This window comes from Streptococcus sp. LMAG:39 (assembly GCF_008680485.1).
In the GTDB taxonomy this organism is placed as follows: Bacteria; Bacillota; Bacilli; order Lactobacillales; family Streptococcaceae; genus Streptococcus; species Streptococcus pasteurianus.
Map to the genome: position 1 here is coordinate 2,169,143 of NZ_NALE01000001.1, position 14,429 is coordinate 2,183,571.

The following is a 14,429-nucleotide window of genomic DNA, read 5'->3' on the forward strand; positions in this document are numbered from 1 at the left end:
TTTGTTAATTTACTAAAAATAAAGTTTTCAAGACATCCTTTGATTTGATTCAGTAAATTTCTCATAACATTTTTCCGAAAAACTGTAATTTTCTTGAAAAATAAATCAGCCTGTGATATACTCCTATTATAAAGACATCTCAGGAGAATTTTAGATGAAACGTGAAAAATTACTTGAAAAAATTGATGAACTTAAAGAAATAATGCCTTGGTACGTCTTGGATTATTACCAATCAAAACTTTCAGTTCCTTATAGCTTCACAACTTTATATGAATACTTAAAAGAATATCGCCGATTTTTCGAATGGCTTTTGGATTCTGGAATTTCAGATGTTACTAAAATTGCTGATGTTGAGTTAACAACCCTGGAACATCTTTCTAAAAAAGACATGGAATCATTCATCCTTTATCTGCGTGAACGTCCTTCTTTGAACACTTATTCAACAAAACAAGGTGTCTCACAAACAACGATTAATCGGACGTTATCAGCACTTTCAAGCCTGTTTAAATACCTAACAGAAGAGGTCGAAGATGAAAATGGTGAGCCCTACTTCTATCGAAATGTCATGAAAAAAATCGCTACTAAGAAGAAAAAAGAAACGCTGGCAGCTCGAGCTGAAAATATAAAAGGCAAACTTTTCCTAGGTGACGAGACCATGGCATTTATCGACTATATCGATACAGAGTATCAAAATAAGCTCTCTCACCGCGCCCTCTCCTCCTTCCAAAAGAATAAGGAGCGTGATTTAGCGCTTATTGCTCTTCTGCTTGCCTCTGGTGTCCGTCTTTCAGAAGCTGTTAATCTTGATTTGAAAGACTTAAACCTTAATATGATGGTTATCGAAGTCACTCGTAAAGGTGGAAAACGTGATTCTGTCAATGTTGCTAACTTTGCTAAGCCTTATTTAGAAGCTTATTTACAAATCAGAGCGCCTCGCTATAAGGCGGAAAAACAAGACCAAGCTCTCTTTTTAACAGAATATCGCGGTGTTCCTAACCGTATTGATGCTTCAAGCGTTGAAAAGTTAGTTGCTAAATATTCTCAAGATTTCAAAGTTCGTGTAACACCCCATAAACTGCGCCACACACTTGCAACACGTCTTTACGATGCTACTAAATCACAAGTCCTAGTTAGCCACCAATTAGGACATGCCAGCACACAAGTTACCGACTTATACACCCATATCGTCAACGACGAACAAAAAAACGCTTTAAATAAGCTTTAAAAATTAACCTGAACTATTAATAAGTTCAGGTTTTTTATCATCTCCTTGCTGACAAATAAATAATGAATGTTCTAAATGTGTTTTACATAAATAATATTATGTAAAACTAAACTTCAAGTGGCATGAAATTGCCGACAATCTTACCAATGATTTGAGGATTTTCATCATAAGGCGCGAATTTATCGGCGTAGTGTTTGTTGAGTGAGACTAAACGAAGTCCGTCCTCTTCTCGATAAACTTTCTTAATATAAGTTTGCCCATCCCAATCAACAGCATAGATAGCACCGTCATAATCAAAACCTGTTTGCTTAATCAAGACAACCTCACCATTTAAATAAGTTGGTTCCATTGAATCCCCAAAGACCCATGAAGCAAAGTCATGGTCAAGTTGTTCATCATAAAAAACAGTATCATAATTACCGTCACCAAAATAAGAATATCCAGTACCTGCAGATAATTTTTCAAAAACCTTGTAAGCATAATATTTAGGCAACTGAACTATTTTTTCTTGCTCTTTGAGTAAATCGTCAGCATAATTTTCGAGTTTGTGACGATTGTCTTGATTGAGTTTGAAATAGGTATCAACAATGTGATATTCAGATACAAAATAAGTTTCCTCGACATCGAGCAACCGACTCAAGAGGTTAAGATTTTTTTGATTTGGCTTTGTTTTGCCATTTTCCCAATTAAAGTAGGAAACTCTAGAAATATTAAGTAATTTAGCTACTTCTGCCTGTGAGTAACCTTTTTCTTCTCTAATATTTTTTAACTTTTCTCCAGAAAACATAAGCTCCCTCCTTGTTAGTTTATAAACTAACAATATTATAAAAAAATAAACCTAAAAAAGCAAGGGCTTAGCCCCTACTTCTGTTAATTTTTATGTGATGAAATTTCAACTTGTGTTCCTTTATCGATTTGACTATCGATAGTGATGTTTAGGTTAAGGGTGTCTAAGACTTGTTTGGTCATGTACAGCCCTAGACCGGTTGCTTTTTGGTGTTCATGACCGTTAAATCCAGTAAAACCTTCGTCAAAAAGACGTGGTAAATCTTCTTCTAGTATTCCAATACCATCATCAGATATAACGATATTTCCATCGCTTATCCTAATGATAATTGTTCCGTCTGTTTTGGAATACTTAACGGCGTTATCAATAATTTGTGAAATAGCAAAGCTTAGCCATTTTCGGTCAGAACTCAGCTCCCAATCACCAACAACCTCAACAGAAAGATTTTTTAGCAAACACGGAATACGATATTTTTTGATAATCTTTGTTGTAACATCCTTGACAGATAGTTTTTCAAAGCGAAAATCGTCTTTGTTTTGACTGAATTTTAAATAAGTCAACAACGTATCAAGATAGTTTTGAAGTCGTGTCAATTGTTGCTGTACTTCGTTTGAGTCGAGTTGGTCAGTCTGTGCCATTAATGAAAGGGCTGATATGGGAACTTTCATTTGATGTGACCACATTTTGACAAGATTTTGCAAATTTTCAGTTTGCGTCTTTTCAGCTAGTAATTCATTAGCGCTAGTTTCTTTTAGTTTGATGATAATATCTTTATAAGCAAGTTCTGATGGCAATTCTAATTCATCCAATTCTTTTACATAAATAAAATGATGTAAAATAGATAATTTCTGCTTAAATTTAAGGTATTGCCAAATGCTGATAAAGATTAAAATCGTGAAATTAATTAAAATACTAACTTTAAAGTAAGCTAATGGCAGGCGATATAAGGCAAAAATAACAATGAATAATATACTTAAAAGGATATAAGTTAAATACCAGACGGAATATTCTTTAAAAAATTGTCGAATCATTTTAGAAGGTAGCCAACTCCTCTCACGGTGTGAATACGATCGAAACCTAATGGTTGTGTTTTCTTGCGGAGTCGTGTTATGTTAACACTAAGGGTGTTTTGGTCAATGAAACTTTCATTTTCCCAAAGCTTCTCGAGTAATTCCTCTTTGGGAACGACTTGATTTTGATGTTCAAAGAGAATTGCTAAAATCTTATTTTCTGTTGGAGATAGGGTGATATGGTCGTCACCGTTTGACAAAATCCCGTCACGTGATAGAGAAAAATATTCTAATTGGTAATTATCCGAGGTAAACTGGTAAGCACGCCTTAAAAAAGCTGAAATTTTGGCATCTAAAATCGTTAGAGAAAATGGCTTTGACACAAAATCATCTCCTCCCATATTAAGTGCCATGACAGTATCCATTTCATCATCACTAGATGAGATAAAAATAATCGGCAATGTCATGCTTTTACGAATTTCTGTTGTCCAATAAAAACCATTAAAATATGGCAACGTGATATCAATCAAGATAAGGTCAGGTTTGATTTCTTCGACTTCCTGCTTGATAGCTCGAAAATTAGTGACACTAAAGACATCATAAGTTTGACTAAGATGTTGTTTTAAAAGTTTAACGATAGTTTCATCGTCCTCGACAATATAAATCTTTCCTTGTTTCATAGTCTTATTGTAACAAAAAATGGTCATCACGACCATTTTTTAGTAAAAATTTTCAGACTCTTTCAAATGACTGTTCGAAGATAGGAGTTAACGTTCAATAATTTTATAGTAAGTTCTACTTGTGAATTTATAGATGAAGAAATAGATTATGGTGATGCTTAGTATTGTAATACCACTGACGGTATAAATCATACTTGAGCTTGTTACTCCAAACAAGAGCAACATTTGTTTTAGCATGACAAGCGCTACGGCGAAGTGTAAAACTGCAAAACCGAGTGGCATAAAGAATACGAGTAGAATTTGAGAATTAATTGCTCGTTTCACCTCTTTTTTGCCCATTCCCACCTCTTGCAAAATTTTATACGATTTTTTATCTTCAATCCCTTCAGAACGTTGTTTATAGTAAATGATTAAGGCTGCACCAAGCAAGAAACTAATACCAAGTAAGAATCCTGTAAAGAGAAAGCCACCTGTAAAGCCATACATGCCCTCAAGGAAAGATGATTTGGTATCGACAATTCCTGTTGCTGCGTTGCCATCTGAATCAAGATATCGACCTGTTTCGTCTGAAATGTAACCGTCATTATTTGTAATTTTAGCGATTTCGGCTTTAGAAAGGTCAGCATAACCAGTGAAATTACTTCGGAATTGGAGATTATGTTGAGTAAAGAGCTCTTGAAGTTCATTTAAAACATTTTTATCACTAACGATTAACAACGCTGGATTATAAGTATTAGCAATATCAGGGAATATAACACTTCTTAGATTTTCGACATTGTCAAATTCTTTTCCAAAAAGAGTTAATTTTTCCAGTTGGCTATTTCCTTTTTGAACATAGAAAGCAGTTTGATTTTTTTTTAAAGTTGGTAGGCTATTACCCAAATCTTTAAAATCATCTTGGGTCATGATATATATATACCCCATTTTTGCCAAATCAGGAGTTTCTACATCTTGGTCTGTTATTGTGATTTCTTTATCGGTTGATACTGGAATATCTGAGAAGCCAGTATAGTAGGTGATGTAGTCACTTTCTGGTTTATCTAATTTATCGATAACTGCTGTTTTGAAAAAAGCTTCCGCATCTGTATCAGGCGTTGAATAGATTGTAATTTGAGTGTCTTTTGGGAACATATCGTCAGCTTGTTTTTGAGTATTGACATACAAAGACGTTGTTGTGGCAATCGTTACAAAAGCCATAACGGCTAGTAGCGTAATATTAGCAAGTCCGACAGCATTTTGTTTCATTCGGAAAATCATTTGTGCTGTGGTTACGAAATGTTCAGGTTGGTAAAAATATTTTTTGTTTTTACGACGGCGTTTTAGGTACCAAGTCATAAAACTGATGTAAAAAAGGTAGGTTCCAATGATAACAAGAACAACCGCGATAAAGAAACGATATAGGACGACAAGCGCAGCTATTCTCGTTGAAGAAATTGAAAGATAATAACCTGAGCTTAAGCAAATGATGCTTAACAACGCAAAGAGAATATTGCCACGTGGCTCTTTTTCACCCTGTTCTTGCCTCCTAAATAAAGCTAGTGGCGATGAACGACGGATATTAAAGAGGCTGATAAGTTCTAGGAAAAAGAAGATTGCAGCGAATGCAAACGCTGTGCTAATAAACGCTGCTGGTGATAAAGTCATTACCAACTGATTATAGTGTAAAAGATTAATAAAAATCAAATAAAACAATTGTGAAAAGACAGCTGATAAAAGGCTTCCTAGGATAATCACACCCACAAAAATAACAATCAGTTCAATAGTCGATACAAGACTGATTTGAAACCTGTTCATCCCAAGGATGTTATAAAGCCCGAATTCCCTACTTCTTTGTTTTAAAAGGAAATTATAACTATAAATCTCCATGATAATCGAGAAGATAAAAAGGACAACAATGGATAAGCCGAGTGTTACGGCACCATATGACATACTTTTTCCAACAGGGCTAAATAAAATCAGCAAAGTTGAACAATTTAGAAGAAATAAAATGGTGCTTGTGAGTAAAAATGGTCCAAAAATATTGACAGATTTTTTGAGGTTTGACCAAGCTAATTTAGCATAGAACATATTACTCACCTCCAAGAAGTGCGCTCATTGCAAGTGAAATATCCTTGTTGAATTCTTGATTGGTTTTGTTACCACGATAAATTTGGTGGAAAATGCGACCATCTTTGATGAAAAGGACACGTTTAGCATGACTAGCGGCGTTTGCTGAGTGTGTTACCATAAGCAATGTTTGACCGTCATTATTAATATCCTCAAAAAGGTTTAGAATATCTTCAGAATTGCGATAATCTAGTGCTGCTGTTGGTTCATCAGCTAAAAGTAACTGCGGATTTGTGATAAGGCTACGAGCGATAGCAACACGTTGCTTTTGACCGCCAGACAATTCAAATGGGCGTTTTGCTAACAAATTTTCAATATGAAGTTTTGGAGCGAGTGTTGCTAGTCTATTTTCCATTTCTTGGTAGTTAACACGACCAAGTACCAATGGTAAGAAAATGTTATCCTTGACAGAAAGCGTATCTAATAAATTGAAATCTTGAAAGACAAATCCGAGATTGTTTAAACGAAATTCTGCTAATTGGCTTTCTTTGATTTTTGTGATTTCTTTCCCATTTAGAATAACAGAACCTTTTGTTGGCTTTTCCAGAGTTGCTAAGATATTAAGCAGGGTTGTTTTCCCAGAACCAGATTCTCCCATGATAGCGATAAATTCATTTTCATCTACTTTGAAATCAACATCTTGTAAAGCACGTGTTACCTCTTTTGAAAAACGTGTGCGAAAAACTTTTTCTAAGTGATTAATCTCCAGTAACATAATTTCTCCTTTGTTTCATTATACCTTTTTTCGATTAAATAAAAACTCTAATTGGAATGTTTTTGCTAAAAAGCAATTAATTTAAATTTAGTATTTTAGTACTAAGGGTGTTTTAAAGGCTTTCTTCCACTCCAATACCAAAGAGCGAGACTTATTACTCCCACTACTACGATAAGAAGAATTGTAATAAGACTATAAAAAACTATCATTTTAAAAACCTCCTCCTATTATTTTGTGATACGGAGGGTGTACCAGACCATATAAGTAATGGAACCTAAAATAACCATGACTAACCAAATTAGAAGATTACTCCATAAATTGATATGTTTTTTGATTTCTTGACTCATATGACTGCTCCTCTCTTATTGACAAGTTTATTTTATCGAAAATTAGGTAGTTACTTCCTTACAATTTGAACGTCAAATCTTACAAAAATGTAAGGTTGCTTTCTGGCAACAAAAAAGCCCAAAACAAACGTTTTAGGCTTAACAGTTACTACTTACTTACTCATTGATTGCTTGTGCTATTTTTGTAAGGTATGCGTGGCTTTCAAGTTGTTTAATGGGTTTGTTTAAATCTTTTAAAATACTTGTGGCATGTTCGTTGAATAACGGCAGAGATTCTGCCCAATGGATTTTTCCTTGACCTAGTGTCAAACTATCATGTCTTTTACCTAAAGAGTCAACTAAATGATAGTGAATAATAGTCTCTTTCAAAGTTTCTAGTGAGCGTTGTAAAGCATTATTATCCCCATGCAGATAAATGAAAGCATGAGAAACATCATAAGTAAGTGGATAGCCTTTTTGAGCTAACAACTGGTCGAATTCAGGCTTGCCAAATGAAAATAGTTTTGAAATACCATTTTCAAAGATGTGAAAAATTCAAAGACATCTGGGTGATATTTTAGGCGACTTTCCATTTGCTCCAAGTCGCAACTAGCTTTTAGTCCTAATTGAATTGGAAACATTTTGTCACCTCTTTTAATATAGTATTGGAATACTAAACGTTAAGATAATCTTGCAAATCGTTTAAAGCACGTTCAGCAACTTTTTCATAACGTTCTTTTTTATCACGGATACGTGGTCCGTCAAGCTCTTTAACAATACCGAAGTTAACATTCATTGGTTGGAAATGTTTACTTTCGGCATGTGTAATGTAATGTGGAAGAGAGCCGATAGCAGTCGTTTGCGGGAAGATAACCACTTCTTCTCCTTTAAAACGACGTACAGCGTTGATACCAGCAACTAGCCCTGAAGCGGCTGATTCCACATATCCCTCAACCCCTGTCATTTGACCAGCAAAGAAAAGGTCTGGATTTTGGCGTGTGGCAAATGTTTCAGTCAAAAGATTTGGAGAATCCATGTAAGAGTTACGGTGCATTACGCCATAACGGACAAATTCGGCATTTTCAAGACCTGGAATCATGCGGAAAACACGTTTTTGCTCACCCCATTTAAGGTGTGTTTGGAAACCAACGATGTTAAAGAGACTACCAGCAGCATTATCTTGACGTAATTGAACAACGGCATATGGTGTCTTGAATTCACCGTCACGAGGTCCTTTGTAGTCATCTGGGTATTCTAAGCCAACAGGCTTCATTGGACCATAGAGCATTGTTTTAATGCCGCGTTTTGCCATAACTTCAATCGGCATACAACCTTCAAAATATTTTTCTTTTTCAAAGCTATTAAGCGGAGCTTCTTCGGCATTGACAAGCGCTTCATGGAACGCCATAAATTCCTCTTTGGTCATTGGACAGTTAAGATAGGCAGCTTCTCCTTTATCGTAACGTGATTTCAAATAAACCTTGTCCATATCGATAGAATTTTTATCAACGATTGGCGCTGCGGCATCATAGAAATAAAAACCGTCGCCACCGTTCAATTCATGAATTTTTTCAGCAAGTGCATCTGATGTTAAAGGACCACTAGCGATAACAGTAATGGCATCAGTTGGAATTTCTGTGATTTCTTCACGAATGACTTCGATAAGTGGGTGATTTGTCACTTCATCTGTCACCATTTGTGAGAAACCGTCACGATCAACCGCTAAAGCACCACCAGCGGGGACGCGCGTGCTTTCTGCTGCCTTCATGATAACAGAGTCTAGACGACGCATTTCTTCTTTAAGCAGACCGACAGCGTTTGTTAAGCTATCACCGCGCAGCGAATTTGAGCAGACCAATTCCGCAAATTTATCTGTTTTGTGTTGTGGTGTTGCTTTCTTACCACGCATTTCATAAAGTTTTACTGGAATGCCACGTTTAGCAATCTGATATGCAGCTTCAGAGCCCGCTAAACCAGCTCCTATAACGTTAATATATGATGATTGAGACAATATACTAATACCTCCAAAAACAAGCTTAGGAAGCCCTAAAACTCATTTTCCAGATAAGGGAGAAAGCCCTTATCCAAATCTTTCTAATTTTGATACTTGATTATCATAACATAAATTTTGTGAAACTCAAATAATATTATATAGTTTATTTACATAAATAAAAATATGTAAATAAACTATTGATTATCCTTTTTAATCATATTCTGATATTGTAAGTGAATACCAATGTGACCAATTCCCAAAATAATTGATGCCAAGGTCAGAAATGGATTTTTACCATAGATGGATATGCATAGAACTGCCAAAACTGGCAAACTTGCTCCGGCTACTGGAATTTTTAAAAATGTGGTGCACAAATCTGGCATTCTTTTTGGTCCCATAAAATAACGAATCCAAAACATTTCATAAAGAATCATGCAAAAACTAGCAGCCATCAGCCACCAATTCCAATTAGTCCAGGGCTGCCAGTTAAAATCAGAAAAGATGAGAATCAGACAAGTCACAAGTACTTCTCCGATACGTTCAAGTATGGATAAGTATTTATTTTCTTGATACTGATAATGTTCATAATCTTTAGGTTTATTTCGTGTCCAAATAAGATTTGGTATCATTAGTAGCATTAAAAAGATGAATCCAACATAAGAAAAGCCAAAATGCATAGTCAGTCATCCTCATTTAAAACAAACAAATCCAAGCAGATAGTAAAACACTTAAAATACTGAAAAGTGACCCAATGAGATAGTATTCTGCAAATGTGGGGCTTTCGGAAATTTTATTATAACGAGCGATTGATTTAGCAGTAAAAACAAGTCCGATTGAAGCGAATTGATTGAAAATGATACAAATACTCATCACAATACGTTCCAAAAGTCCAATCGTTGCTCCAGCACCTGGAATGGTATCCATTTTTTGACTGCTCTCTGGCTGGTATTTTTGAAAGAAAATCTTGAAAAAGACATTAGTCGGTTTTGTAATCAAGACGATAAATAGAATAATATTAAGCACTTCTCTTGTTAAGATATTTGGCAAAACTACACCTTTGGCAAGCGGGGCAAGTAAAAGTATAATTCCTAGATGTAACATTTGGTCCAAAAGGAAAGTTACCAACGGATTTAGCTTGAAACTATTAGCCACATGAGGTTTTCCAAAGTCAATAATAGAATGACTCAGCAAAATAAGCAAGCTAATGCCCCAGATGCTTGGGACAAAAATAGTTACCAAAATTAATGGAATAGCTACCCAAATGAGATGAATCAAAAGGTAAGTTTTATCGGTATTTTTACGGTCGGCAACTGTTTGGCTTTGCAACTGAAAGTCTGACAAAAAGTGACAAATCAGTAACAGGGTTAATATAGGATTTTGGCTAAGATAGTGAGAAAGACCTGTGATTGACATTAGTTTAACTCCTCTCCAGCGTTTTTAAGCAGATTTAACGCACAATTTCGTGTTCGTAGGTAAACTTTGATATTACTGCTTTTCAATCGTTTTGACAGCGCACTTGTGCTTAATTCAAGCTGTTTTCCCAAAATTTGTTGGTCAAAATACTCATCATAAATGCCAAGTTTTAAAAGTTCCTGCAAGATAATTTCTTGGCTAGCGCGCCAATTGGACTTAATTGCTTCACTACTGGCAATCAGTGTATTAATAATGTTTACCTTGGTGTCATCTTCAAAGGAAACAGCGATTTGCGTATTGCCGTAATCATTTTTTTGGTGGATGTAATTGATTGCTTTTCTAGCGTGCCAATAAGCGGGACCGTCAGCGCCAATGCTTTGCTCTGGGTTAATATCTGTCAGAATTTCTCCTAAGCCAAGACCAAAACGTACTTGATAAGGCTGCATTGCGAAGTTAATACGGTCAATTATTTGAAATAAAGGGGCATCCAAGGTTAACAATCCTTGAAATTCATCACCTAAAGTGATAGATAATTTTGAAACCAAGACATCTTTAAATTTAATATTTAACTCGTTTAGGCAAGCCTCCAATGTTTTTTGGACTTGGTAACGATTATCGATTTTTTTGGAATCAATAATATCTCCAATTAATGCAAAATAATTCATAGCGTACCTCTCATAAGTCTATTATAACAGACTTATCAAAAAAAGTCCGTTATAACGGCAATTATTAAAAAAGTCCATTATAATGGAAAACATATTTTCCATACAATCAAAAAGAAACTGAGCATCTCTGCTTCAGCTTCTATCGTTTTATTTAATTTTTGCTTCTTCGTAGTCGCATTCTTCATTGCTGCAGACGACTTGTTTACCACCACCGCGGATTTTCTTCTCAACTAAGAAGTCTCCAGATTTTGGACAAGAACGTCCGACAGGTTTATCCCATGATGTAAATTCACATTCAGGATAACGGTCACAACCATAGAAAATACGATTACGTTTGGTTTTACGTTCAATTACTTGACCTTTGCCACAGACTGGACAAGTCACGCCGATTTCTTTAGTGATTGCTTTTGTATTGTGACACTCTGGGAAATTGCTACAAGCGTAGAATTTACCATAACGACCTAACTTGATAACCATTGGGTGTCCACAAACATCACAATCAAAGCCAGCTGGCTCATCTTTGATTTGAATTTTTTCGATTTCTGTTTCGGCTTTGGCAAGTTCTTTTTCAAATGGTTTGTAAAATTCATCGATAACTTTTTGCCATTGCTGTTTGCCTTCTTCGACTTCATCAAGTTTACCTTCCATATCAGCGGTAAATTTGACATCAACAATATCAGGGAAGAATTCAACAATCAAATTATTAACGATTTCACCAAGTTCCGTAGGTTCAAAACGTTTCGCAGCTAAGCGAACATAGTAACGTCTTTGGATAACGTCAAGTGTTGGTGCATAAGTTGACGGACGCCCAACTCCATTTTCTTCCAATGTTTTAATAAGTGTTGCTTCAGAATAACGAGCTGGTGGTTGCGTAAAGTGTTGTTCAGGATTTGTTGATACTTTCTTAACAATATCACCTTCAACCATGTCAGGCAACATTTTATTCTTGTCAGAATCGTTATATACGGCTAAGTAACCGTCAAATTTTACTTGACTACCATTGGCAGTAAAGCGTACGCTATTTTGCTCCAAGTTAACTTTCATTGTGTCAAAGACTGCTGCTGTCATTTGACTGGCAACAAAACGATTCCAAATCAATGTGTAAAGTTTTAATTGGTCTTTATCTAAGTGCTTAGCGATTGATTCTGGTGTTAGATTGACATTTGAAGGGCGAATGGCTTCGTGAGCATCTTGAGCTCCTGAAGCATTTTTAACACGGCTACCGTGTTTAGAGTATTTTTCACCGAAACGTTCTGTGATAAAGTTTGCGGCATCATTTTGCGCAATTGGACTGATACGCGTTGAGTCAGTACGCATATAGGTAATCAAACCTTGCGTTCCGCTCTTACCAAGACTGATACCTTCGTACAATTGCTGTGCAACCATCATGGTTTTACGTGTACGGAAGTTGATTTTATTAGCAGCATCTTGTTGGAGAGATGATGTCGTATAAGGAAGTGGTGCATTGCGACGACGTTCTTTCTTTTCAACCTTAGCTACGGTAAATTCGTCACTAGTCAATAAAGCAAGAACTTTTTGAACATCTTCATTCGTTTCGAGTTTTAATTTTTTGCCATCAATGCCATAAAATGAAGCTTGGAATTTCTTCGTTCCTTTTTTAAAGAAACCGTCAATTGTCCAGTATTCTTCTGGTTTAAAGGCTTTGATTTCATTTTCGCGGTCAATGATTAGTTTTAATGCAACGGATTGAACACGTCCTGCTGAAAGACCTTTTTTAACTTTTTTCCAAAGCAATGGTGAGATAGAATATCCCACGATACGGTCGAGAACACGACGCGCTTGTTGGGCATCTACTAAATCCATATCGATTTGGCGTGGTTCAACAAAAGCATTTTTGACAGCGTCTTTGGTGATTTCATTGAAAACAACACGGTTTTTGTCATTCTCATCAAGATCTAAAATATGGGCTAAGTGCCAAGAAATCGCTTCTCCTTCACGGTCCGGGTCACTTGCGAGATAAACTTTTTTAGACTTTTTCGCTTCTTTTTTAAGGTCGTTAATCAATGGACCTTTACCACGAATATTAATATATTGTGGTTCATAATTATTTTCAAAATTAATAGACATGCTTGATTTTTTCAAATCGCGGATATGTCCTACTGAGGCTACAACTTTATAATTACGTCCGAGATATTTTTCAATTGTTTTTGCCTTAGCTGGAGATTCCACAATAACCAAATTTTTCTTGGCAGATGTTTTTTTCTTTATTGTTTTTTTGCTTGATTTTTTAACAGCTGTTGGGGCATTCGTAGTAGTAGTCGTTGCCATAAGCTCACTTCCTATCAGTAATAAACTTATAACATGATAACCCGCTTTTCTTAAACTGTCAATAAAAAAGTTATATTGGTATGTGGTAAAATTTTTTAGAAAGCTCATTAAGCCTAAAAAAGTAGGGAATAAACACTAAGTATTGATGAGGGAGATTTTTGAAGAGATGTTACAGTAGCTAGGGTGGTCTTATGACTGTCCTCTTCTCATTGACTAAGCCTGTAGGCAAGTTGACTACAGGTCTTTTAATCAAAAATGCCTCCTTTGCTTTTGACAAGAGAGGCATTGATCGCTTATTTAGGTTTATCCTTATTAGATGGGACATCCTCAAGGGGAACATCTGTATCATCTCTGTTTCTTTATAGAAAAAACTTGCTTATATTTGATATTCCGAAAGGATATCTAAGCCTGATGTGACGCATTTTGCGCCCTCTTTTATCAAATGATGACAGCCATCAGATTTTCCATCTAAAATATTTCCTGGAATAGCAAAAACGTCTCGTCCTTCTTCCAATGCTCTTTCGCACGTAATCAAACTGCCTGAGCGCAGCTTAGCTTCTACTACGATAACGCCTTGTGATAAACCTGCAATAATACGATTTCGCTCTGGAAAATGGAATTTCAGCGGTGCTTCTCCTGCTACGTACTCACTTAATACGAGGTGATTTTTAACCATGTACTCCTGCAACTGCTTATTTTCTTTGGGATAATAAACGTCCAGTCCACAACCGATAACGGCAATCGATGCACCACCGTTTTTTAGAGATGATAAATGCGCACTGGTATCAATGCCACGCGCCAACCCACTAACGATAACAAAATGATTCCCGAGTTCTTGGACAATTTTCTGTACGGATTTTGTCCCTGTTGCTGATGCTGTTCTTGCTCCTACTACTGCCATTTTGGGGCGATTGAGTAATTCTAAATTTCCTTGATAAAACAGCAAAACAGGTGGATTATAACAATGTTTGAGTTCTAATGGGTATTCGTCATCTAGTATGGAAACACTAGGAAAACAATTAAATTCTTTGCGCAATTCTTTGATGTCCAGTGCTTTGTATTTTTCCATAAAAAGGATAGGATTTTTACATTTTGAGACGACTGCCATATTACGCAAAGATAGTGATTTCTCTTGCTTTTCTTGATAATCCAAAATAGCTAAAATATTAAGATTTGTTAATCCTGCTTTTTTTGAAGAGAAAAACTTACTAAATTTCTGA

The 14,429-nt window shown here is 35.7% G+C and carries 13 protein-coding genes; 1 reads left to right on the forward strand and 12 read right to left on the reverse strand.

Going from position 1 to position 14,429, the window contains the following annotated elements; genetic code table 11:
* Positions 1-154: 154 nt before the first annotated feature.
* On the forward strand, positions 155-1,225 hold the full coding sequence (gene xerS / locus CCC20_RS11115; protein WP_013851816.1) for a tyrosine recombinase XerS: 1,071 nt from the start codon (positions 155-157) through the stop codon (positions 1,223-1,225).
* A gap of 106 nt (positions 1,226-1,331) precedes the next feature.
* On the opposite strand, the gene CCC20_RS11120 is transcribed toward xerS, so the two are convergent.
* From CCC20_RS11120 to dprA, 12 genes are all read right to left on the reverse strand, one after another.
* The gene (locus tag CCC20_RS11120; RefSeq protein ID WP_013851817.1) at positions 1,332-2,012 is read right to left on the reverse strand and encodes a LexA family transcriptional regulator; all 681 of its coding nucleotides are present in this window, start codon (positions 2,010-2,012) and stop codon (positions 1,332-1,334) included.
* Between the two features lie 83 nt (positions 2,013-2,095).
* Positions 2,096-3,043: a sensor histidine kinase gene (locus CCC20_RS11125; protein WP_003064734.1), complete on the reverse strand. Its 948-nt coding sequence runs from the start codon at positions 3,041-3,043 to the stop codon at positions 2,096-2,098.
* Positions 3,040-3,702, reverse strand: coding sequence for a response regulator transcription factor (locus CCC20_RS11130; protein ID WP_287180283.1), 663 nt, complete (start codon positions 3,700-3,702; stop codon positions 3,040-3,042). The genes CCC20_RS11125 and CCC20_RS11130 overlap by 4 nt, the downstream gene beginning before the upstream one ends.
* An 87-nt stretch (positions 3,703-3,789) precedes the next feature.
* Complete coding sequence (locus tag CCC20_RS11135) at positions 3,790-5,769, reverse strand: FtsX-like permease family protein (protein ID WP_058692309.1); 1,980 nt, start codon at positions 5,767-5,769, stop codon at positions 3,790-3,792.
* 1 nt (position 5,770) lies between these two features.
* Positions 5,771-6,523, reverse strand: a complete 753-nt coding sequence (locus CCC20_RS11140) for an ABC transporter ATP-binding protein (RefSeq protein ID WP_003064738.1) — start codon at positions 6,521-6,523, stop codon at positions 5,771-5,773.
* Positions 6,524-7,026: 503 nt separating this feature from the next.
* On the reverse strand, positions 7,027-7,338 hold the full coding sequence (locus CCC20_RS11145; RefSeq protein ID WP_058692308.1) for an IolE/MocC family protein: 312 nt from the start codon (positions 7,336-7,338) through the stop codon (positions 7,027-7,029).
* 184 nt (positions 7,339-7,522) lie between these two features.
* Positions 7,523-8,860, reverse strand: coding sequence for a methylenetetrahydrofolate--tRNA-(uracil(54)-C(5))-methyltransferase (FADH(2)-oxidizing) TrmFO (gene trmFO / locus CCC20_RS11150; protein ID WP_058692307.1), 1,338 nt, complete (start codon positions 8,858-8,860; stop codon positions 7,523-7,525).
* 176 nt (positions 8,861-9,036) lie between these two features.
* Positions 9,037-9,519 (reverse strand): hypothetical protein, encoded by a 483-nt coding sequence (locus CCC20_RS11155; RefSeq protein ID WP_003064748.1) that lies wholly within the window; start codon positions 9,517-9,519, stop codon positions 9,037-9,039.
* Between the two features lie 16 nt (positions 9,520-9,535).
* On the reverse strand, positions 9,536-10,255 hold the full coding sequence (locus tag CCC20_RS11160) for a DUF3307 domain-containing protein (RefSeq protein ID WP_081048588.1): 720 nt from the start codon (positions 10,253-10,255) through the stop codon (positions 9,536-9,538).
* Positions 10,255-10,920 (reverse strand): SatD family protein, encoded by a 666-nt coding sequence (locus CCC20_RS11165; RefSeq protein WP_287180285.1) that lies wholly within the window; start codon positions 10,918-10,920, stop codon positions 10,255-10,257. Before CCC20_RS11165 ends, CCC20_RS11160 begins: the two co-directional genes overlap by 1 nt.
* A 147-nt stretch (positions 10,921-11,067) precedes the next feature.
* Entirely contained in the window at positions 11,068-13,209 is a 2,142-nt protein-coding gene (gene topA / locus CCC20_RS11170; RefSeq protein ID WP_287180286.1) for a type I DNA topoisomerase, read from the reverse strand.
* 376 nt (positions 13,210-13,585) lie between these two features.
* Positions 13,586-14,374 (reverse strand): DNA-processing protein DprA, encoded by a 789-nt coding sequence (gene dprA, locus CCC20_RS11175; protein WP_287180428.1) that lies wholly within the window; start codon positions 14,372-14,374, stop codon positions 13,586-13,588.
* Between the last annotated feature and the right edge of the window lie 55 nt (positions 14,375-14,429).

Coding starts and splice junctions, on each gene's coding strand:
- xerS (WP_013851816.1), top strand. CDS start 155: ATGAAACGTGAAAAATTACTTGAAAAAATTGATGAACTTAAAGAAATA.
- CCC20_RS11120 (WP_013851817.1), bottom strand. CDS start 2,012: ATGTTTTCTGGAGAAAAGTTAAAAAATATTAGAGAAGAAAAAGGTTAC.
- CCC20_RS11125 (WP_003064734.1), bottom strand. CDS start 3,043: ATGATTCGACAATTTTTTAAAGAATATTCCGTCTGGTATTTAACTTAT.
- CCC20_RS11130 (WP_287180283.1), bottom strand. CDS start 3,702: ATGAAACAAGGAAAGATTTATATTGTCGAGGACGATGAAACTATCGTT.
- CCC20_RS11135 (WP_058692309.1), bottom strand. CDS start 5,769: ATGTTCTATGCTAAATTAGCTTGGTCAAACCTCAAAAAATCTGTCAAT.
- CCC20_RS11140 (WP_003064738.1), bottom strand. CDS start 6,523: ATGTTACTGGAGATTAATCACTTAGAAAAAGTTTTTCGCACACGTTTT.
- CCC20_RS11155 (WP_003064748.1), bottom strand. CDS start 9,519: ATGCATTTTGGCTTTTCTTATGTTGGATTCATCTTTTTAATGCTACTA.
- CCC20_RS11160 (WP_081048588.1), bottom strand. CDS start 10,255: ATGTCAATCACAGGTCTTTCTCACTATCTTAGCCAAAATCCTATATTA.
- CCC20_RS11165 (WP_287180285.1), bottom strand. CDS start 10,920: ATGAATTATTTTGCATTAATTGGAGATATTATTGATTCCAAAAAAATC.
- topA (WP_287180286.1), bottom strand. CDS start 13,209: ATGGCAACGACTACTACTACGAATGCCCCAACAGCTGTTAAAAAATCA.